Source organism: Acetobacter sp. DsW_059, assembly GCF_002153695.1.
In the GTDB taxonomy this organism is placed as follows: Bacteria; Pseudomonadota; Alphaproteobacteria; order Acetobacterales; family Acetobacteraceae; genus Acetobacter; species Acetobacter thailandicus.
On record NZ_JOPI01000008.1, the window covers coordinates 1 to 22,608 of the forward strand.

The following is a 22,608-nucleotide window of genomic DNA, read 5'->3' on the forward strand; positions in this document are numbered from 1 at the left end:
TCTGAGCGGGATCGTTTATGTGATCCGCAACGGGCTTCAGTGGAAAGATGCTCCCAAAGCGTATGGCCCGCATAAGACTTTATACAATCGTTTCATTCGCTGGAGCCGCCTGGGTGTCTTTGACAGGATCTTTACACCCCTGACAAAACAGGCTGGCCGGGCGAAGCGTCTGATGATCGATGCGTGGCGACCAGATACGATCGCATTACTCATACTTTCATGTCCGCAATTCATATCGCAGCACGTTTCATCTCCTATCTTAAAAAATGATTCCTGAACCTAAAGAATTTTACTTGCTCTGGCTGACAGGATGCGTAATGGCTCTGACATGCGACTTATCACATGGAACATCAACTCCCTCCGCCTGCGCCTGCCTCATATTGAGACACTGACGCGCACTTTCTCGCCTGATGTCATCTGCCTGCAGGAGACAAAGGTGACTGACGAGCTCTTTCCCGCCTCTGCTGTGCGGGAGATGGGCTACACACACCTGCACTATAAAGGCATGAAAAGTTACAATGGCGTTGCTGTTCTTTCCCGTCTGCCGCTAACGCCGCTGGAAAACCTGCCTGATTGGTATGGCCAGCAGGACTGCCGACATGCAGCCGTCGCACTTGAGTTGCCAGGCGGGCCTGTAACCCTGCATAATTTTTATGTTCCGGCCGGTGGTGACATACCTGACACGACGGAAAATCCTAAATTTGCGCATAAACTTGCGTTTATTGAGGAAGTAACGGCGTGGTTTGCGCAACATCCTCCCTCTCGCAGCATCCTCACAGGCGACCTGAATATTGCGCCACTTGAACATGATGTCTGGAGCCACAAACAGCTGCAGAATGTTGTCAGCCACACCCCACCTGAAACAGAACGCCTGAATAAATGGCTGAATGGCGGCTTTACTGATGCCCTGCGCCACTTTGTGCCTGAAAACGAAAAACTTTACACTTGGTGGTCATATCGTAACCGGGACTGGAAAAAATCTAACCGCGGACGCAGGCTCGACCATATATGGGTAACCCCTGACCTGACACCAGCTTTAGAAAACATGACCGTGCTGCGTGACGCACGCGACTGGTCATCCCCCTCCGATCATGTACCTGTTATGCTCGACCTGAAACTTTAGAGTATATGGAGCGCAGATTTTATAACTTACCTTCCCGCTGTTTTTTCTATTATGGATGAAAATAGTGGCTGAAATGACATGGCGTGACGCTATCATCAAGGTTCTTCAGGGTAGTAACTCTGCCATGTCGTATACTGAAATTACTGATTCTATAAATGCATTGCTCATTGAGGGGCTGGAGCCCCCGCAAAATCGCAAAAGAGGCGACGATTTTAGCGCTACAGAATTTTTACAGGTCAAAGATCCTCAAGTAGAGCACGAAGGGCTGCTTGCGCAATTAGGTGCCCTGCGTGAAAAAATGACCGGAAATTAAGCTAAGGCATATTACTTTCTGAGCGCAGGCAGTAGTGGCCTGCACTCAGAAAGTAATTGTATTGCCTTCCACCCGGCAAGAATACTCAGCACAAATAACACCGCCTGCGGTGCACCAAGCCCCAGCAACACCAGGGCAGGCCCTGGGCACACACCTGTCAGCCCCCACCCAAAACCAAAAATTACAGACCCGGCTATCAGTGCGACATCAGGCGGCCACCGAGCAGGCCATTGCAGCGCGCCCTCAGACCGACGACGCAGCCACCAGAAGCCTGGCAGTGTAACAGCCACGGCCCCTCCCATTACGTATGCCAGAAGCGGTGTCCACCGGCCGGCAACATCAAGGAAACCAGTTACATTCGCCGGATCAGCCATACCGGAAACCAGCAACCCGATGCCAAAAACCAAACCACTGATACAAGCAAACAGACTTTTCATATGCTTTAGTTTCAACCTGTGTAATGTCGTGCAAAGACAACAAGGCCTGCTGTCACCATAAAACATAAAACAGCGATCAGAGATCGACCTGACAAATTCCCCAGCCCACAAACCCCGTGACCACTCGTGCACCCTCTGGCAAGCCTGGTACCCACACCAACCAGCACACCTGAAAGCATGAGCAGCGGCCAGCCCGACTGACTGAAGGAAACAGGCACACTCCACCCCCAGACAAACCGGGCCATCACACCTGAGCCGACAATACCGGCGAGAAAAGCCCAGCACCAGAGAGCCGGAGGCGAGATGATCGCGCGCCCCATAATGCCACTAACACCGGGAATATGCCCTGTCGCAGCTTTCATAAAAACGGCGGCACCCCCGATCAGGATACCGCCGCCAAGCGCACTGAGAATGGCTAACGTCATATTACTGCCTGACGAGCTTTCTTAATGTCGAGACCAGAGCATCGACATCTTCAAAACTGTTATACAGCCCGAAAGATGCTCTTACTGTTGCCTCCACACCAAAACGCCTGAGGCCGGCTGCGCACAATGATGACCAGAACGCGCAGCGATGCCGTGCTGGTCAAGATATTTTGCCACATCTGTCACATCATAACCCTTAACAACAAAGGACAGAACACTGGCCTTTGCCGCAGCCGTACCGATAATTCTCACTCCCGGCAGACGTGCAAACTCTGCTGTCGCATATTCCAGCAAGGCATGTTCGTGCGCAGCAATAGCAGGCAAACCAATCTGCTCAAGATAATCAACTGCCGCACCCAGCCCGACTGCACCGGCAATATCAGGCGTACCAGCTTCAAATTTCTCAGGCAGCCCCTGAAACTCTGTATGACCAAATGTCACGTCGCGTATCATATGCCCGCCCCCCTGCCATGGGGGCATCGCCTCTAACAAAGAGCGTTTGCCATAAAGAATACCAATGCCGGTTGGCCCATAAATTTTGTGGCCTGAGAGCACCAGGAAATCAGCGTCCAGGGCAGCAACATTTAACGGCAGATGCGGCGAGGACTGTGCTGCATCGACCAGAACCGGCACACCATAAGCGTGCGAAAGAGCAACAATCTGCTCAACTGGGTTAATTGTGCCCAGAGCATTTGCCACATGCGTCACCGCGACAATTTTTGTACGACCAGAAAGAAGCGATGCAAACTGATCCATCAGCAGCTCACCTCTGTCATTGACCGGAGCAACTCGCAAAACAGCACCGGTCTGTTTTGCCAGGAGCTGCCATGGCACAATATTGGCGTGGTGCTCAATTGTTGTGATTAAAATTTCATCACCAGCCCCAATATTCGCATGCCCATAACTTTGGGCAACGAGATTTATGGCTTCTGTCGTCCCTCTGACAAAAACAATTTCTGCGGCTTCACGCGCACCAATAAAGCGCTGCAGCTTCTCACGCGCTCCTTCAAAAGCATCCGTCGAGCGTGCAGCCAGTGTATGGGCCGCACGATGGATGTTTGAATTATCATGCTCGTAAAAACGCGATGTTGCATCAATAACAGTGCGTGGCTTCTGGGTTGTTGCCGCGTTATCCAGCCACACCAGCTTATGCCCGTTAACAGACTGATGAAGCACCGGGAAATCGTTTCTGATATGCCCGATATCATACGGCGTCAGGGTTGTTTCCCGGACAGCTGCCTGTGCCTGCTGCCCCCGCAGAAAATACGGCAGATTTTTAGGTAAAGGTTCATTTTTAAGTAAACTTCCTAGCACAGAAAAATGACCGGTAAAAAACGGAGAGACTGTTTCCTCTGAAAAATTATTCAGTCCATTATCAGCCGGCGCAGAAACCGGTGTACGAGACCACACAGGCTCATAAACCGAAGCCTCTGCCCCCGAAACCACTGGCAAAGGCGACGTAACCGGGGAAGAATGAGCGGTGGAGGCCGTTTTGACAGCCCCCTCGCTCAGCACATCTCTCAGAGCCTGCGCTATAAGATTTTGATGCGCTTTAAGACCCGGTGCATTATCAACATCAGGTCGTGTAGTCATAATAGTTTCCAATCAACACGTTATCGAGCCGGGCAATAGCGTCTTCAACCAGAACAGCAGCTGAGAAGTAACGTGTAATCAGGTGTGACGCGACAGAATACTGATCTGTGCCACTATAGCGTACAGAAAGACCAGGCTCGACTTCACCGGTAATACCGGTGTTATGCAATCCGATAACGCCCTGCTCTTCTTCACCCACACGGAGCAGGAGAATACTTGTCTCACCCGCTTCAGAAACCGGAATTTTATCAGATGGCACCAGCGGAATACCACGCCACGTAAGGAAAGGTGAGCCAAATAACGTTACTGTTGGTGGCGGCACACCGCGACGCGTGGCTTCACGACCAAACGCAGCTATTGCTTTAGGGTGAGCCAGGAAGAAAGCCGGCTTTTTCCAGACCTTACTAATCAGCTCATCCAGATCATCCGGTGTCGGCGGGCCACTCCGTGTCGGGATACGCTGTGCAACTGCTGTTTCACGCAGCAACCCAAATTCAGGGTTATTCAGCAGCTCCCACTCCTCGCGCTCGCGAATAACGTCTATGACTACCCTTACCTGCTCACGCAGCTGATCAAACTCATTACTGTAAAGATCTGTGACACGTGTGTGCGTACGCAGGACTGTCTGTAAAGAATGGAGGTAATACTCACGCGGGCGGTCCTGATAATCAACAAAAGTTGTCGGCAGCCTGGGCTCACCATCAACGCTTGAGAGAACCTGAACCGCGGCCTCACCATACTGGTTAGTGCCGGATGCACCTGTATTACCATGCCCGAAATGACTGAATGTCTCTGCCAGCCAGGGGTGCTCGTGAACGGTATCAGGTGAAAGCGTAACGACTTTCGTCTCACCCACAGCAATCAGCACACCATATTTTTCATTATGCCTGACAAGGCCACTCTGCCCCGGCGCCAGCAGCAGATGCCGGATATAACGCCCCTGCGCAGCCTTGACCTTTTGCTGCACCTGACCTTCGGCAACAATCAGCAGGCTGCCATTATCAACAGAAAACTCTTCACCCGCGGCAATATTACGGGTTTTAAAAGCCTGCACAGCTTTCTCAATTTCCGCATGCTTCTGAGCTGAAAAGCCCGGAAACACAGCAAGGCTTTCTGACGTCGGGTGAAGCCTGTCGCCGGTTCCGCTAAAAACAACGCCAGCAAACCACGGGGAGATAATGCGGCGCCTGTTAACACGAAACACGCCACCACCAACATTCACCCACGGCAAAAGGCGATGCAGCCAGCGTGGAGTACGTTCGAGATTCTGAACCTGCGTAACATGTGCTGTCGAAAGCTGTCTGGCAGACAGGTTACGATCAAGTGCTGAAGCTCCTGCTGAGGTTGCAGGATGTATTTCCGTCATGATCTAAAAACCCTGTATTTTTAAATAGATGTCAGATTAATGAATATTTATATTAATCAATCAGCAACATCGACTCTCAGGACGAACCGGATAAACCAATTTTTTCGCTCCCTTTATTTACCAGATTATTTTAAATCCGGATTCTTTACATGAGCGTAGTATATTATTACAAAATGTCAATAAAACAAAAGTGGCGAATACTTATTTTCAGATATATAAATAAGTAAATTATATATATTCAGACCGATAGCTGGCAATATTGACTTCGCTCCACACATCAGTGAAGCGAAGTTATAACTAATAACGATACTCCCACAACAGACCAACACTACTGCCCGGATCATTTTCCGGGGTAGTAAAGCCTGTTACGTTCCCGCCGGTACCGACTGTCGTATTAAGCTTAAGATGTTTTGTAAGGTCAACCTGCACCTGAGCCTGAGTGCCTGCACCTGAAGTTGACTGCTTGGCGCCAACATATACGCCCTTCATCACGTATTTTCCGGCCTCAACGGTGGTACCACCATTACCAACCCCCGAACCGCCGCCAATAGCCAGGCGATCAAGACCTAACGTTTTACGCAGCATGCCCATAGGGTCAAAAGTGGTCACACCACTCAGCGTCGCCAGCGCCGCACCCAGCTCAATCATCTGCGCGGAGGACAAAGCGTGACCATCTGTCCCGAAAAGTAACAAGGCAAGCACCTGATCCTGCGGCAGTTCAGGGGTCGATGAAAAGCTAATTCTTGGCTCACTGGCATAGCCTTCAACCTTCAGCATCGCCACACGCCCCTGCACCGACCTGTCAGCTTCAAAATTAAGAGTGGGGTCAAGCTTATGACTCACACCACTGCCATTGAATGCAACACGACCGCGCGTAAAATTGAGGGAAATACCAGCCAGATCAAAGTTACCACGCTTAAGGTCAAAACCACCGGTAATATTCGGGTTGCTCGCCGTACCTTTAATCAGCAGATTACCTGCCATCTCTGCATCAAGACCATGACCTCGCACATAAAACATACCCGGTGATATAACCTGGAGGTCAAGACCGATCACCACCGCATGAGCTTCTTCCGTATGCTCTGCCGGTGCTGCTGCCTGCTGGCCTGGACGAATAACATCAAGCTGTGCAACGGAGGTTGGCAGTGAACTGGGAATATTCACATTTACTTTTTGCAGGTTAACGTTACCGTCAACATCGATACGTGTCGTCGCCTGCCCTTTAATCGCAATATCAGCATTAAACGCAGCCGTAAGCAGGTCGCTCGCAACCGGACTGGCATTCTTTGCCGTAATACGCACATCAACCGGCATACCCGGAGCGAGCACCCCGGCCGAACCTGCAACGCCTATTGTCCCTTTGCCAGCTTTAGCGGTCAGGCTCTGAATAACAATATGGTCTTTCTCACCGACAATACGGCCGTTTATATCAGACAGGCGTACACCTTGTGCGAAGTCCTGAAATTCAGCCTTTTGTAAATCAATTGCGCCTGTCACGACAGGTGATGGTAAGCGTCCGGCCACACGCATATCAAGCTGCATCACGCCCCGGGCTTCACGCCCCTGTGCGCCTAGCACACCATTAGCGATAGACAAATCAAGCCTTCCGTTCGCCCTCATATCAACCGGACCAGTCGATGAGAGCGGTGCGGTACCTGTAAGGCCAAGCTGAAATTTTGATCCCGCTGAGGTTGTAAGCGTAACATGCGCGCCATCGCCGGCCATTTCTGCTTTCGCATCAATTGCCAGAGCGGGAAGCGACGCCAGGGCTGAGCTCCCCTGCAGGCGCAGGTCACGCCCTGTCAGCTGAGCGCGCCCTGTCAGATTACCGGGCATTCCGTTCACGACAGCAGAAAGGGCTATATCACCCTGCGCATGCAAAGAAGGCATAAAGGGATGCGCGAGGGCCGGTGTCAGATGCTGAATATTTGCCGTCATCGCAATTTTAGGTTTTACGCGCCCGGCAACATCAATCGTAGCAGGGCTTGCGCCCGGTGTTGTAAGTATCGCACGCAGGCGGCCTACCCCGACCTCATCACCAAATGAAACCTGCACCGGTGCCTGAAGCTTCAGTGTTTCCTCTTTTGCTGTTGCTGATAATCTCTGAATACGCACCTGCTTTGCCGGCAGGTTAAGCACACTCGAAACATCAAGCGCGAGAGGGCTTTTGGACCAGCTGGCCGGCCCCACAAGGGCCGTAATCAGCATGGCATTTTCAGGCCCTTTTGCTGTCACAGCAGCCTGCCCTGTTACACCACTGGCAGCCAGCCCTGAGAGTTTTAACGTCAAATCAGCATCAGGGTGCTGCACAGGGTCAAGTACTGAGCCGGCAAGAGACAGATTACCAACCGTAACCTGCGGCATGGTAACGTGGCCATTGACCTTCAGCGCTACTCGCGGAGCTGCCCCCTCCTGCGTGGTCTGCACACTGGCTGCAATGGCACCCATAATCTGCTGGCCGGTCATATTTCTGAAATCTGCCAGGCGGTCTATTTTTAATGTCAGGTCACCCAGTGGAAGGACTGCACCCTGTGGCAGAGACAGATCCCCTTTACCCTGAAGGCTGTTCCAGGAGAGTTTGTTAAGATGCAGCTCACGCACGCCGTCAGCAGCCTGAGAAAATGCTGCATCGAGCAGGAGAGGTGCTTTATCTACCGAACCCTGTGCCGTCAGTGTACCCTCAGGAGCTGAAGGTAAATGTGCCAGCCGGGCATCAAATGTAACCGGCCCCGGTGGCATTGTAGCGGTACCTGGAGTGCCCTCAAGATGAATACCGGCCCCAAAATCATCCATCGGCCCTTCGGTATTAAGGTCCAGCTTAAGAGCACCACGCAGTGAAGGCAGAATTTTTTTCAGGTCAGTCAGAGCAAGGCTGGCCGTTACCTTCATGTCCTGCCCCAGGTTCACCAGCCCCTGAGCCGTCAGGTGAAGGGCCTGTCCGTCAAGAGAAAAATGCTGCACATCAACCTGTGTGCCCTCTTTAACCTGCGTTGTCGCAACCTTCTGCTTATCGGCTTTAACGTGAGGTTTCTCCTCCGTTTTCTCAGACACGGCCTGTTTGAACGACCTTAAAATCGTATCCAGGGCAAAAGTGCCTTCAGACCCGATCAGCCCGACTGCCTGCGCCTGCCCGCCTGTAACAGCAAGCTGGCCTTTGGCATTAATATGCGTGTCACCCTCCGGGCTTGCAGGCAGAGCAAACCCTGCATCAACCCCGGCATGCCCCTCCAGCGGAGTTTTAGCAATCTGCGCCAGAGGTTTCAGGTCGGGCAGCGCAAGTGTCAGCGTGCCTTTTTGCGGGGCCGCAACCATAACATGCCCGTTCAGGTGCAGCAGAGGATGAGAAAGATCAAAATCCAGCGGTTTACCAGATTCACCCGGGTGCAGGCTGGCATCAAGACGCAAAGGCGCAGATGCAAGAAGCAAAGGTGCCGGCCCTGGCAGGCGAATACCCTGAGCTGTCAGTAAAAGATGCAAAAGATCTTCCTGACCTTTATGACCAGTCTGCCCTGAAAAATCGACCCTGAGCGTGCCAGCCCCGGCTCCTGCAGCGGCCAGACGGTCCACTTCCAGAGTAGCATGACCATCAGGTGCCATCATGTCACCCTGAAGCTGCGCATCAAGATGAATACCACCCCAGCCAATATCAGGGCGCAGGGTCATCTGCGGGGCATCAAGCCCGGCCTGGAGGGAGACAAAATGCTTTGTGACAAGGTCCAGTGTACCCTCACCTTTCAGCGTAACCGGCCCCGCCCCGACATTAAGCGTAAGCGCTTCAGCCGTTGTGCGTCCCTTCATATCCGCTACCACGGACAACGGCGTGAGTTGCGGCAGTTTAAGGAGCTTCGCCGTAAAACCTTCATTATCCTCGTGAGCATCCAGATGCAGCGCAAGTTTGCCGTCATCGGTTGTCGTCATAAGGTTAACCTGCCCGACCTGATCAAGCCGCTTAACATGCAGGTCAATTACTGAAGAAGGCAGATGTTTAAGCGATAATCCGTTCAGCACAGCATCGAGAGAGGATAAACGGGCATGCCCCTGCAAGCCAAAACTGGCAGCCTGCCCTGCAAGAGCCGCACCCACATTTATACGCGTCAGAGCCAGGCTCTGTATGTCTATTTTAATGCCAAGATTGTATGGCGTCTCTGAGCTTTCTGAGGTGCTGCCATCAGAAACAGGCAGTCGCGGGATATCGAGCTGATCGGCCGTGGCTGTGTAAACCTTTGCTGTGCGACTTACCAGAGCCAGAGGAGACCAGTTAAGGTGCAGATGTGTCAGCTTTAACCAGACACCCTGAGCATCTTTGATCTCAATTTTTTCAAGGCGCAGGTTATCAGGAAACCGCCCCCCAAGCCCGCTGAGAAGAACCGTGTTGCCTGTCAGCGAAGCCGTTTGCTGCATGATAAGGCGGCGCCCCGCGCCGGTATTTGCCCCTATCAGAATAACAGCCAGCACAAAGATAAAAAGCGCCAGGATACCTGCGCCCGCATACGCAGCAATACGCCCGGAGAGACGCAGGAACGAACGACGCACTGAACGCGCCTCATGACCTTGCGCTGACATCAGAATGTTTCTCCCAGACCGATATAAAGCTGCCACCGGCTGCCGCGCGGGGGCCGGTTAAGCGGCACACCAATATCAAGACGCACAGGGCCAATAGGCGTGTAATAACGAAGCCCTCCGCCGGTACCTACCCGTACTGTGCCAACAAAGGGTGCGCTGTTGCTGCCAACCTGACCAGCGTCGATAAAGCCTGCAAAACCAAAGCTTGAAAGCACACGCTGCCTGTACTCGATCGTACCGGCATCAAGCGATGTACCACCTATAGCGTAACGTGTTCTGCCATACTGAGGCCCGACACCCTGCCAGCGATACCCTCGCACGGTCGCACTGCCACCGGCATATAACCGCTGATCTGGCGGAATGTCATAAGTACCGGCTCCCTGAATAGTACCCAGCGTGGCCCGGAAGGCAAACACACTGCGCCCCGGCTGGCTGATACCAAAATTAGCCAGATCAAAATAGGTAGAAGCTGTTGCATTAAAAATGGTAAACAACGAGGTGCCTACACCTTTGCTCCCCAAAGACAAAGAAGGTGTTGCCCCCATATTGAGCCTGAAACCATGAGTGGCCGGTATAATCGGATTTGATACACCCGTATTATCAAACGAAGCTGATATTGGCAGAGACGCGATTGTATAGTTACGCGTTACGCCAAACTGCTCGACTTTCTCCTGAATCCCAGCCACGCCATAATTAAGATTCCAGTGCTTGCCAAGCTGTTGCGCCACGCCCACACGTGCCAGCAGAGCGGTCTGACGATAAGACCAGAAAAGCTGCTTCAGCCCTTCAACACGCACACTCAGATTACGCCGGTCACCAAAAAAATCAGGCTTAAGAAAATCCGCATAGAAATCATAGCCCAGCCCCTGCTGAGCTGACGCACCGATACCCGCAACAAGGGCGGCAATCTTAAGTCTCTCTGCATTACCGAACAGGTTATAATGTGTCCAGTTCACCCCGCCGCGTATACCCAGATCTGTTGAGTAACCTGCTTCAGCACCAATCTGATGACGTTTTGCTTCAGCAAAGTGAAAATCAAGCGGCATTGTGCCAGCTACCGCTTTTTGTGAGGCATCTCGGACAGCAACATTTGAGAAAATACCCAGATTAACAAGGTCCTGACGCGCGGCATCGATCTTGCCGGGCTGATAAAGCTGGCCGGGATGTATAGTCAGACGACGACGTATGAAAGAGGGGTTTGTATGTTTCAGTCCGCTCAGGGTGATCATACCAATATTCAGAACCGGGCCGGGCACAACATCATAAACAATATCCAGAGTATGGCTTTCAGGGTGCAAATATGCCTTTGGTGCCGCTATCGTCGCCAGCGCATGCCCCTCTTCCATCAGAAGCTGGGTTAAGCGGCCCTGAGCCCCCAGCACCTGACTGGCGACAGCAGGCATACCTGTGTGCAGATCAAAAGCCTTCTCCTGCGCTGCGGTAAGATGCAGCTCCTTACCAGAAGAGGGTTCAATGACACTGATACGCCCCAAATGAAAAAGCGGCCCTCTCTGTGCCGAAATATTGACTGAGATTTTTTCTTTTGCCGGAACCGTATCAATCCACGATGCAACTGAGGAAGACTCACCATCAATCTCAGGAGCATCAGACCCTTTGGCACGGTGAAGGGTAATAATAATTTTGCCGCCGTAATAACCGTAACTTTCCAGGGCAACCTGAAGCCGCTCATAGTCACCGCGAATACGCCCGGCCAGTGCAAACGGGCCAACCGGATTTGTATTCTCGAGACTGACCAGGTTGGAGGATGCATTAAGAGCTGCATCCAGCCCGGCATCACCTGTAGAGGTCAGACTGACAGTATAAGGCTGAGGGTCAGCTGCTCTTGCTGCATTACCCGGGTACAACAGCATGAACGAGAGGCCCGCCAGAACACGATTCGCTGCAAGGAGCTGTAACTTCTGAACACAACATTGTTTCCAACTCACTGATTGCTTCCCGACCGCCCTGTCACGCTCCGCCTCTTTCACCTGTTTGTACTCATAATATTTTTATCGTTTCACACTTATACCCTGTCAGCATGACAAAAACAGGGCGAAACACGCTTTCTGCCCTGAATATCCTTTCATCAGAACATCGGAACACGTCGTTGCTGCGTACATACACGATTTCCAAAAGTGTAAGTTCGCGTTATGTGTGGAAATATGTCATGCCGCCTGTATATCATGTTCTGTTCCTCTTTTGTCGGACAGGTTATCATCTGTGACTAAACGCCGCGCTCGCTCATCTCATCGCCCGCTCAGCTCCGATTATTCAGATGCTGCGCCCCCGGGGTCTCTCTCCCCTCTCCCCCGATGGGTGGAACGTTTGTGCGTGCTTCAGCAGCGTGTACGCAGCGCCAGGCGTCTGGTCGCCATATCTGTGTGGATCCCGGGTTCTGTTGCTTTCCGGGCGCTTCTGCTGCGGGTTCCCGGCACCGCTAAAATCAGGTGGAGCCGTGTCATTTTCAGCACGCTCTGCCGTCTGCTCGGCATCCGTGTCCGGACCATAGGGCACAGAGCCGGCACAACAGGAGGCAGGAGAGCCAGAAAAAGAGGCGAGCGGCCGGTCATCTACATCTCAAACCACTCTTCATGGCTTGATGTACTGGTGCTTGGCAAAGTGTTGCCCACAGTTTTCGTTGCCAAAAGTGATATTCTGGGCTGGCCCGGAATGGGGCTGATTGCCAGAATTGGCGAAACAATTTTTGTCAGTCGCAACCGCAGTTCTACCGGACGTGAAAGCGACGAAATGTTCAGCTCCCTGAACGAAGGCAACAATATGGTGCTGTTCCCTGAAGGAACATCTTCAGACGGTTCACGGGTTCTGCCTTTCATGTCCACCTTTTTTGCAATTGCCAAACCACCTCAGCTGCGTGGCAGCGCAAAAACGAATGGCGCACCGCCCCTCTCCGGCGCAACATTTGCCCCGGGCATGACCCCTATCATACAACCTGTTTCCCTTGTCTATGATCAGCTCAACGGCCTGCCCGTACAGCGCCTGAAACGACCCGTCTTTGCATGGTATGCGGAGATGGAGCTTGGCCCGCACCTGTGGCAGCTGACGCAATGGAAACAGGCACGGGCCAGCGTTATTTTCCACGAACCTCTGGACCCTGAGCTTTACCCGAGCCGCAAAGCCCTTGCCCAGGCCACATGGAAGGCCGTTGCACAGGGGGCTGCAGATCTGAGACAAAACAACCCCGATGCAGCACCCGAGCCGGCAAAGCACGCCCCGACGTCTCTGCCCCGCGACACACTGCGCGGGCTGGCAGGAAAGCTCGACAAAATGAGTCGGCGTCTCAGTGCAAGTCGCCAGAAGACACGCCGCCATTAAGACACATCATAACAAAAAATCTCCGGCACATTATCTTTTTTGCAGCCGGCCAGAACACAGAACTGGAAAAACGCCGCGTCATATGAGAAAATGACCCGAACTTCCACATTTCCTGGCTTTGTCCTTTATTTCTGCTGCACGGGACAGACCCGCAGCATATACGAGTGTTTAGAATCATGACCTTATCTGCCACCACCACCAGCACCAGCACCCGTCGGGGTCTGCATGTTATTACATGGGGGTGCCAGATGAATGTCTATGACAGTGCACGTATGAGCGATGTGCTGCGCCCGCTGGGCTATGAGCCTGTTGATGCGCCTGACCACGCAGATATGATTATTCTCAACACCTGTCATATTCGTGAGAAAGCCGTTGAAAAGGTGTTCTCTGAACTTGGCCGCCTGCGAAACATCAAAAATACCCGTGAAGCAGAAGGGAAGCAGACCGTTATTGCTGTTGCAGGGTGCGTGGCTCAGGCTGAAGGACAGGAGATCCTGTCACGTGCACCTTACGTCGATATCGTTATGGGACCGCAGACTTACCACCGCCTGCCAGAAATGGTGGCCCGTGCAGCGCGCGCCGGTGGTGCAGTCATCGAAACTGACTTTCCTGCAGAACAGAAATTTGATTTTCTGCCAGATTCTGCCGCCCCGCAGACAGCTGGCAACCTCACAGCTTTTCTGACCATTCAGGAAGGATGTGACAAATTCTGCTCTTTCTGCGTGGTCCCTTATACCCGTGGTGCTGAAAGCAGCCGGCCGGTAACCTCTGTCATAGCAGAAGCCAGACGTATGGTGGAAAGCGGCGTGCAGGAAATCAGTCTGCTGGGTCAGAATGTTAACGCTTACCACGGTGAAGGCCCCGATGGTAAAACCTGGGGGCTGGCTGACCTTGCGTATGAACTGGCAAAAATCCCCGGTCTTACGCGTATTCGCTATGCCACATCGCACCCTCGCGATATGGATGATTCTCTGATTAATGCACACCGTGACCTGCCTGAGCTGATGCCTTTCCTGCATCTGCCGGTACAATCGGGCTCTGACCGTATTCTTACTGCAATGAACCGTGGTCATACCGCTGACGAATATCGTGAGATCATTAAAAAGCTTCGTGATGTACGTCCTGATATGGCACTCTCATCAGACTTTATCGTCGGCCATCCAGGCGAAACTGATGAAGATTTTGAACAGACAATGCAGCTTGTGCGTGATGTTGGCTTTGCACTGGCTTATTCGTTTAAATATTCGCAGCGCCCTGGTACACCGGCTGCCGGCGCCCCTCTCCAGGTGCCTGAGCACGTGAAGGATACCCGCCTCCAGGCTCTGCAGGCCCTGCTTCGTCAGCAGCAGGATGACTTTGCTGAGTCCCTTATCGGTCAGAGTATCTCTGTTCTGCTGACCGGCAAAGGCCGTAAACCCGGGCAGATCACAGGCAGATCACCATGGTTACAGCCTGTGCACATCACAGGGACAGAAGAGCTGATTGGTCAGACTGTTTCTGTTACAATCACCGAACGCCTTACCAACTCACTCAATGGTATCATGGTAAAGGAGACCGTTGACGCTTGAATACAACACGCCAGTCCTTATCTGAGCTGACTTCAGAGAACGAAGCAGAAAAGACCCTTACGCTGCAGTTCGAAGATAATACACTCCTGGCCAGACTGGTCGGAGACCATGATCGTCATCTGCAGCACCTTGAAGAAACACTGGACGTTAATATTGCCCGCCGTGGCAACCGTATATCCGTCAAAGGAGCTGCACCAGAGGCTGCCACGGCACGTGCAGCTCTCGAGCAGTTATACCTGAGGCTGTCTTCGGGCGGCATGGTAGACATCAGCACACTGGAGGCAGCGGTACGTATGACAACACTCCACTCTGATACAAAACGCCCGGCAAACTCTGAGCATGGGGCCGGCAATGCCTCTGACCAGACGCAGGATGCACGCCTCCCCACATTAAAAATACGCCGCGGTGCGATAGAACCCCGCTCAGCCGGGCAGGCTGGCTATATGCGTGCTCTTGCACGTAAAGAACTCGTGTTTGGAATCGGGCCTGCCGGGACCGGCAAAACCTACCTGGCTGTTGCTCAGGCTGTCGCCATGCTGCAGGCCGGCTCTGTTGAACGCATCATTCTTTCACGCCCGGCTGTTGAAGCCGGTGAGCGCCTGGGTTTTTTGCCCGGTGATATGAAAGATAAAATCGACCCTTACCTTCGCCCTCTCTACGATGCGCTGCATGACATGCTGCCGGGCGACCAGGTGATGCGCCGTATGGCAACAGGTGAGATTGAAGTCGCTCCGCTGGCGTTTATGCGTGGCCGTACACTTTCTCATGCTTTCGTTATCCTCGACGAAGCACAAAATACCACTATCGCACAGATGAAGATGTTTCTGACGCGACTGGGGCCAGGCTCACGCATGGTTGTCACGGGAGATCTGACACAGATCGACCTGCCCTCCGGCGTTACCTCCGGCCTGCGGGATGCGATTGAGACATTATCAGATGTCCCCGGCATCAGCATAACCCGTTTTGAAGCAGCAGATGTTGTGCGACATAAGCTTGTCGCCCGCATTGTTGAAGCCTATGATACAAAAACAGCTGCGGAAAAAACGAATATTCGCAGCACGCGCACTCAGGAGAACAATGGAACCGCCAGGTAGTTGCGGTCATGCTCATGAAACGGGCATGACCTCTGAAGAAGAGCCTCATTTTTCTGGGGCCTTTCCTTCGCATTTGTTTGAAACCCAGTCTGAAATTCTTATTGAGGACAAACGCTGGCACCGTCATGTGCCCAGGGTCACAACATTAATACAGCGTGCTGTTGCACAATGTGCTGACACAGGCCATCAGCCAGGAAGTGTCGTACTCTCCTGCGACCGGGTCGTTAAACGCCTGAACGGCATTCACCGGGGTAAACACCGCCCCACCAATGTTCTGACATTTGACCCGCCACCGGGCTTTCCTGGCGGCGACATTATTCTCGCACTTGAAACAGTTGTACGTGAAGCACACCGGGCTAAAAAACCTGTCGGGGATCACCTCGCTCATTTAATTATTCACGGCAATCTGCATCTCGCCGGTTATGATCATCATCACCCGGGAGAGGCCCGTACAATGGAAATGCGGGAATCTCTCCTTCTCTCACGCCTTGGCATCTCCAACCCATGGAAGCCGCGTTCATGAACGAGTATGATCCGCAAGCGCAGGATTTTGCACAGACACCTCCCAGGCGCGGGCTGTTTTCTTTTCTGGGGCGCAGAAAAAACTCCCCCGGGTTACGCAGCTCCATCGCTGCTCTTGTACAGCAGGCGGCTGACGAGTCAGAAAAAAACGGAACAGATGGTGAGCAACCCGAGCTCGACCGTCAGGAACGTGCGTTAATTGCCAATATTCTGCGTTTGCGTACGATTTCAGCTGATGATGTCATGGTGCCCCGGCCTGACATCATAGCCATGCCGGTCTCGGTCAGCCTTGATGAGGCACTGAGCATGATGCGCCGTGAAAATCACTCGCGCATGCCGGTTTACCGTGAACAGCTCGATAATATTATCGGCATGATTCACGTTAAGGATCTGATCGCTTATGTCGGCACCAGCGAAGCTTTTAACCTTGAGGCCCTGCTGCGCCAGCCTCTTATGATTGCACCGCAAATTCGTGTGCTTGACCTGATGCTGCAAATGCGCCAGCGTCAGACACATATGGCGCTGGTTATTGACGAATATGGCGGAATAGACGGCCTGGTGACGATCGAAGATCTGATTGAAACTATTGTTGGCGATATCTCAGACGAACATGATGAGCCCGCCGTGACCATGATCACTGAGCGGCCTGACGGAACCTTTGATGTGGACGCACGCTGCCCTGTTGGTGAGTTTGAAGAAAAAATAGGCGCTATTCTGACCCCTTCAGAGCGTGAAGCTGAAATTGAAACCCTTGGCGGTCTGGTCTTTCGTCTTGCAGGGCATGTGCCGATCAGGGGTGAAGTACTCACTCATGAAAACGGGTTTATCTTCAGAGTACTTGACGCAGATGCAAGACATATCCGCCGGGTTCGTGTACGTAAAATACCAGAGACTGACATGACTGTAACAGATAACAAGACTCAGGAAGCCTCATAAAACCAGGTAGCTGACACCATGATGTTGTTATATGATACATAACAACATCGCCTGATTTTTGACGAAGAAGGATTGTCCATGCTTTTTTCCCGCCGCTCTCTTCTGGTCACCACGACCACAGCACTTCTCACCGGGGCAGCCAGCCGCGCTGCACTGGCACAGAGCAGTGCAGCAAACTCTGCGGGAACAGATACACGCTTCACCCCACGCACACTGGGCAACCCGAACGCAAAAGCTGTTGTTGAAGAATGGTTCTCTCTCACCTGCATTCACTGTGCAGGCTTTGCACAGGAGACACTGCCTGAGGTTAAAAAAAATCTGATCGACACGGGCAAAGTCTTTTATATTTTCCATGACTTTCCAACCGATCAGCTGGCGACTGTTGCCGCTATGGTTGCACGCTCCCTCCCTCCGGAGCGATATGAGCCTTTTGTCAACTCTCTGCTCTCTAACCTGGATCGCTGGGCTTATGTAAAAGACAGCAGCCCTATTGATGCCCTGCAAAAAATGGCCGCTTTTGCGGGCATGTCAGGTGACACATTCCAGAAAGTTCTTAACGATCAGCAGCTGATGCAGTTTATTATGAATGAACAGTCAGATGCTGAAGCAAAATACCAGATCAACGCGACCCCCTCTTTCCGCTTTAATAAGAAAGAAGTTGTTTCCAGCGAGCTCTCCTATACAGATTTCGTCAAACATCTTGATGAATCTGAACAGGGTGAAGCTGCTTCACACTAACATAGCCTCTCTCTGTGGCTGCGCGCTTCACACGCCTGCATATTGCAGGCTTTAAAAGCTTTGCTGACCCGGTCAGCGTAGATATTCTGCCCGGCCTCACAGGCATTGTCGGGCCGAATGGCTGCGGCAAGTCGAACGTAGTCGAAGCGTTGCGATGGGTCATGGGAGAATCCTCAGCACGCTCACTCCGTGGGGGTGAGCTTGATGATCTGATTTTTGCCGGCACCACCAGTCGCCCTGCCCGCTCGTTTGCTGAAGTCACTGTCACACTCGAAGGTGTCGAAAGCCCCGGCCTGCCTTTGCTGACAGGACAGACTGAGGTGCAGATTACCCGCAGAGCCGAGCGTGGTGCGGGCAGCGAATATCGCATTAACGGCAAAACTGCCCGTGCACGTGACGTACAAATTCTGTTTGCCGATATTGCTTCAGGTGCACGCTCATCAGCAATGGTCAGCCAGGGGCGTGTTGCCCGCCTTGTCAGCGCCAAACCTGAAGAACGCCGTGTATTGCTTGAAGAAGCAGCCGGCATTACCGGCCTGCATGCCCGCCGTCATGAAGCAGAACTAAAACTCAGAGCCACAGAGAATAATCTCCTGCGCGCAGAAGATCTCTGTCAGCAATTATCATCCCGCCTTGAAAATCTGTCAGGCCAGTGTGAGGAAGCAACGCGCTACCGGGAAATTTCAGCTCATTTACGCAAAGCTGAAACCGATCTTCTCACTGTCACCTATGCGCGCGCGCATAATATAGCAGAAAATGCCAGAACGGCTGTCAGCAAAGCACGCTTTGCCCTGACCCGACAGCAGGAAGTAACTGAAACCGCTGTTCTGACAGAATATGAACTTACCCAGCGCCTGCCAGCATTGCGTGCTGAGGTCGATACGACCCGCACAGCCCTTGAACGCTGCCGCGTTATGGCTGAAAGCACAACCCGCGAGAAAGAGAAGGCCACAGCGCAGGCACAGGCCTCTGCCGGACGCCTGCATCAGCAACAGGCTGATGCAGATGCAGCCCGTGTCAGAGCTGAAGATGCCGCAACAACGCTTAAACAGCTGATTGCAGAACAAAAAGCGGCTGAAATCTCTCTGAGCACTCTGCCGGGTCGGATCACTGAGACCGAGAATGCTTACCACACACAAACGCACCGTCTGAGTGAAACTGAGCAGACTCTCTCAGCTCTTAATGATACGCTCTACAAAGCTGGTCTGAACCGTGACCGTGCTCAGGAGCAGCTTGAACAAAGCCAGGTACAGCATAACCGCAATACTGAAGCGTTCAGCAGAGTTCAGGCTGAGACCCTGTCTGTAAAAAATGACCTCCCCTCTGAAGAGGCACTGACAGAAGCCAAAAACCGTATAACGCACTGCGCAACAGAGCGTGACAATGCAAGACACACCCTCAGGCAGGCTGAATCTTCACGTTCTGACGCTCAGCTCGCTTTGTCTATTGCACAAAACAATGCAGAAAATGCCCGTAAAACACAGCAGGAAACGCAGGCAGCTCTGGCGCGCGCGCGCGCAGGCCTGAACACACTTGTTCAGAATTATACCAGGCTTGAACATAATTATACCAGCACACAAAAAAGCCTGCTCTCTCAGGATGTGCTTGAGGCCCTCCGCACTGAAGCAGCCTCAGCCACACATGAGCATCAGACGGCACAAAACACAGCCGAAACCTGTCAGCAAAGCAGGCAGCAGACTACAGATGCTCTCACCGAAGCCAGCCGTATCGCGCAGACAAACACACTACAGCACAAAACAGCACAGGATGCCTGCCGCACCGCCGAAGCTACCCTGCTTCAGGCCAGACAGGAAGAATCTGCCTTACGCCATAAATCAGAACAAACCCGGCGCACCGTCATTGCAGATGAAGTGCTCAATGATATCAGGCAAAAACGCAGTACTCTTGAAACAGAACTGACAACCCTTTCAGAGACATTAAAAGAACGCGAGGCCGCACACTCCACGCTCAGCGCGACACAACGCAGCGCCACAGCACAGCGTGACGCCTTACGGGCTGAGCTTTCACGTCTGCAGGCGCAGGCGGAAGGTCTGACGCAGCCTGCTGATCAGGATTATGCCACCACGCATGAGCCTGTCTCTGAACTGATGACCATCCCGGAAGCTTATGAGCAGGCTCTGGCTGCTGCTCTGGCAAAAGGCCTTGATGCCCCTCTTGCCGGTGATACGCCTCAGGGCTGGCGTGCACATAAAACACACAGGTCAGCGCCGGCTTTGCCCGCAAATGTGACCGCTCTGGCAGATTATATCAAAGCACCGGATGTTATTGAAACACTGCTCAGCTTTATTGGGCTCGTCGCTGATACACAAACCGGCGATGCTCTGCAGGGACAATTACTACCCGGACAATGCCTGGTATCTCTGCAGGGCGACCTCTGGCGATGGGACGGGTTCTACACAAGAGCAGACAAGCAGAATCAGGCTGCCCGTCACCTTATCCGTCAGCGCGTTCTTAAAGAAACCGAACAGCGTATCGGTGAAATAAAACAAGAGCTTGAAACTGCCGAACACACACTTACAACCGCCCTCGAAGCTCTGCATGCGCATGAGCAGCAGGTTGCAGCTTTCCAGACCCGTCGTGCAGCAACAGAACAGGCCCTGCAACTGGCCCGAACACAGGAAGCAACGACCGAGCGGGCCTATATCAGTGCACAGACACAGCTTGAACTGCTCACTACACAGCTGAATGCTGCTGTGCAGACACGTGAAGCCGCAGAGGCACTGCTATCTGACAAGAAAAATGCTGAACAAGCCCTGCCATCGCCTGAAGCAGCACAGCAGGCCCTGAAAGACGCACAGCAGCGTAATCAGGCCGCGCAGGAAGCAGAACAGGCAGCACGGCGTGCCCTTCAGGCTGCGGAAGAAAAGCGACGTACTACGACGGCAGCACTCACCCTCAAAGAAAACCAGCACTCAGCAGCTCTGGCACGCCTTGAAAGCATGCAGCCTGAAACTGAGCGGCTAAAGCAGGCAGTGGCTGCAGAAACAGCGCGTGTGAAAGAGCTGGAAGATCAGAGCGCATCCACCAGTAACCTCTCTTTCTTTGAAGAGGCTTTTAGCACTGCGCAACAACAATGCACTGAAACCGAGGGCGCATTTCAGGCTGCACGACACGCGGTAACCAGTGCTGAAACGGCTTATGAAAATGCCGTAGCGGCCGGCCAGAAACTTGAGCAAAGGGCCATAACCCTCCGTTCAAAACTTGAAACCCTGCGGGCACAGCACACTCTTCTGCAGGCAGAAACTGAAAAAAGTACATATCAGCTTGAATCTGCACAAAAAGCACTGAATGAAGCGGTTGCTGCTATTCCCTCCTCCGCGGCAGATAATGTGACCGCGCTGCAGCAGCTCAAAGCACAGCTTCTTACTGAAACCGAACAATTACGCGAAACCCGTACTGCTTTGCAGGTTGAGCAGACTACCCTCACCAGCCGTCAGAGCACTCTTTCTGTCTCGATAGAAGACTGGCGAACACGGGCAGACACAACACAAACCGAGCTGGAACAGTGCGCCGAACGACTCAAACTGGCACAGCAGGAATATCAGGATGCTGCCGAGCTTCCGGCTGAGACGGAAAGACAGGAACAAAAACTCATCGCTGAACGCGACAAGGCAGAGGCATTATTCACACAGGCGCAGGGATATTGTGAGCGTGCTGAGAAGGGGCTTGCTGAGGCTGCTACCCTCCGCCGTCAGTCTGAGGCTGCTCTTGCAGAACATCGTGAAGCCTTACTGAAAGCTGAGGCGAAGAACGAGCAGGCACAGGCTGCTATTGCCGCACTGCCTGCTGAGCGCCCTCCCTCCACTACTACGCTGGCCAGAGAAGACCTCACCGAAGCCGCTGAAACGGCATTACGCCGTAAAATAGCACGACTGACCCGTGAGCGTGAGGATATGGGGCCGGTCAATTTACGTGCAGAGCTGGAAACTGAGGAAATATCAACACAGCTTGAAACACTCACGACCGAAATTTCAGACCTGAGATCAGCAATAGCAAGCCTCAGAGGTTCAATAGGCTCGCTCAATAAAACTGGCCGAGAGCGCCTGCTGGCTACCTTTGCGCAGATTGATCAGCATTTTCAGGCTTTATTCTCCCGCATGTTCGAAGGAGGAAAAGCGCATCTTGGCTTTGTTGGCAGTGATGACCCGCTTGAATCAGGGCTGGAGATTTATGCGCAGCCTCCGGGCAAAAAGCTCTCAACTCTGTCTCTGCTTTCAGGCGGAGAACAGGCGTTAACCGCGCTCTCACTGGTTTTTGCAGTTTTTCGCTGTAACCCCGCACCGCTTTGCGTGCTCGATGAGGTCGATGCCCCGCTTGATGATGCGAATGTTGAACGCTTCAGCCGGTTAATGGGGGATATGGTAACTGAAGCGCAAACACGCTTTCTCGTCGTTACACATCACCAGCTGACGATGGCCCATATGGACCATCTTTTTGGTGTCACCATGCAGGAGCGAGGGGTCAGCCGGGTGCTCTCAGTTGACCTGACTCAGCTTATACAGCAACAGTCAGCCTAGGCTCAGGACCTGTTAATTTATTGAACTGAGCGAGAGATTGTGATTCACAGGCTTACCGA

At 52.8% G+C, this 22,608-nt stretch carries 15 protein-coding genes and 1 pseudogene; 10 read left to right on the top strand and 6 right to left on the bottom strand.

The features are described 5' to 3' along the window. The 3 genes and pseudogenes from HK25_RS01790 to HK25_RS01800 form a co-directional block, all read left to right on the top strand. Positions 1-184: pseudogene (locus tag HK25_RS01790) on the top strand (transposase); the annotation flags it as partial. 144 nt (positions 185-328) lie between these two features. Beyond that, positions 329-1,123 carry an exodeoxyribonuclease III gene (gene xth, locus HK25_RS01795; RefSeq protein ID WP_086554226.1) on the top strand — a complete coding sequence of 265 codons (795 nt, stop codon included), beginning with the start codon at positions 329-331 and terminating at the stop codon, positions 1,121-1,123. A gap of 64 nt (positions 1,124-1,187) precedes the next feature. Then, complete coding sequence (locus HK25_RS01800; protein ID WP_086635115.1) at positions 1,188-1,436, top strand: hypothetical protein; 249 nt, start codon at positions 1,188-1,190, stop codon at positions 1,434-1,436. An 11-nt stretch (positions 1,437-1,447) separates the two neighbouring features. Here HK25_RS01800 and HK25_RS01805 read toward each other — a convergent pair whose 3' ends face one another. The 6 genes from HK25_RS01805 to HK25_RS01830 form a co-directional block, all read right to left on the bottom strand. After that, a complete protein-coding gene (locus HK25_RS01805; RefSeq protein ID WP_086635116.1) occupies positions 1,448-1,873 on the bottom strand; it encodes a DUF6691 family protein in 426 nt (141 codons plus the stop codon). An 11-nt stretch (positions 1,874-1,884) separates the two neighbouring features. Continuing rightward, on the bottom strand, positions 1,885-2,298 hold the full coding sequence (locus HK25_RS01810) for a YeeE/YedE family protein (RefSeq protein ID WP_086635117.1): 414 nt from the start codon (positions 2,296-2,298) through the stop codon (positions 1,885-1,887). An 81-nt stretch (positions 2,299-2,379) separates the two neighbouring features. Beyond that, complete coding sequence (locus HK25_RS01815) at positions 2,380-3,891, bottom strand: cysteine desulfurase (protein WP_233127586.1); 1,512 nt, start codon at positions 3,889-3,891, stop codon at positions 2,380-2,382. After that, complete coding sequence (locus HK25_RS01820; protein WP_086635118.1) at positions 3,875-5,257, bottom strand: family 2B encapsulin nanocompartment shell protein; 1,383 nt, start codon at positions 5,255-5,257, stop codon at positions 3,875-3,877. Before HK25_RS01820 ends, HK25_RS01815 begins: the two co-directional genes overlap by 17 nt. Before the next feature lie 297 nt (positions 5,258-5,554). Beyond that, a complete protein-coding gene (locus HK25_RS01825) occupies positions 5,555-9,820 on the bottom strand; it encodes a translocation/assembly module TamB domain-containing protein (RefSeq protein ID WP_086635119.1) in 4,266 nt (1,421 codons plus the stop codon). Next, complete coding sequence (locus tag HK25_RS01830; protein WP_086554124.1) at positions 9,820-11,691, bottom strand: autotransporter assembly complex family protein; 1,872 nt, start codon at positions 11,689-11,691, stop codon at positions 9,820-9,822. The genes HK25_RS01825 and HK25_RS01830 overlap by 1 nt, the downstream gene beginning before the upstream one ends. A gap of 445 nt (positions 11,692-12,136) precedes the next feature. Between HK25_RS01830 and HK25_RS01835 the strand changes: the two genes are divergently transcribed. The 7 genes from HK25_RS01835 (at position 12,137) to HK25_RS01865 (ending at position 22,549) form a co-directional block, all read left to right on the top strand. Then, complete coding sequence (locus HK25_RS01835) at positions 12,137-13,153, top strand: 1-acyl-sn-glycerol-3-phosphate acyltransferase (protein ID WP_233127591.1); 1,017 nt, start codon at positions 12,137-12,139, stop codon at positions 13,151-13,153. 176 nt (positions 13,154-13,329) lie between these two features. Further along, entirely contained in the window at positions 13,330-14,721 is a 1,392-nt protein-coding gene (gene miaB / locus HK25_RS01840) for a tRNA (N6-isopentenyl adenosine(37)-C2)-methylthiotransferase MiaB (protein WP_086635120.1), read from the top strand. After that, positions 14,718-15,815 (top strand): PhoH family protein, encoded by a 1,098-nt coding sequence (locus HK25_RS01845; RefSeq protein ID WP_086554121.1) that lies wholly within the window; start codon positions 14,718-14,720, stop codon positions 15,813-15,815. Before miaB ends, HK25_RS01845 begins: the two co-directional genes overlap by 4 nt. A 25-nt stretch (positions 15,816-15,840) precedes the next feature. Next, entirely contained in the window at positions 15,841-16,338 is a 498-nt protein-coding gene (gene ybeY / locus HK25_RS01850; RefSeq protein WP_086635124.1) for an rRNA maturation RNase YbeY, read from the top strand. After that, a complete protein-coding gene (locus HK25_RS01855; RefSeq protein ID WP_086635121.1) occupies positions 16,335-17,273 on the top strand; it encodes a hemolysin family protein in 939 nt (312 codons plus the stop codon). The genes ybeY and HK25_RS01855 overlap by 4 nt, the downstream gene beginning before the upstream one ends. 78 nt (positions 17,274-17,351) lie before the next feature. Further along, complete coding sequence (locus HK25_RS01860) at positions 17,352-18,011, top strand: thioredoxin domain-containing protein (protein ID WP_086635122.1); 660 nt, start codon at positions 17,352-17,354, stop codon at positions 18,009-18,011. Between the two features lie 14 nt (positions 18,012-18,025). Next, entirely contained in the window at positions 18,026-22,549 is a 4,524-nt protein-coding gene (locus tag HK25_RS01865) for an AAA family ATPase (protein WP_086635123.1), read from the top strand. Positions 22,550-22,608: the final 59 nt, after the last annotated feature.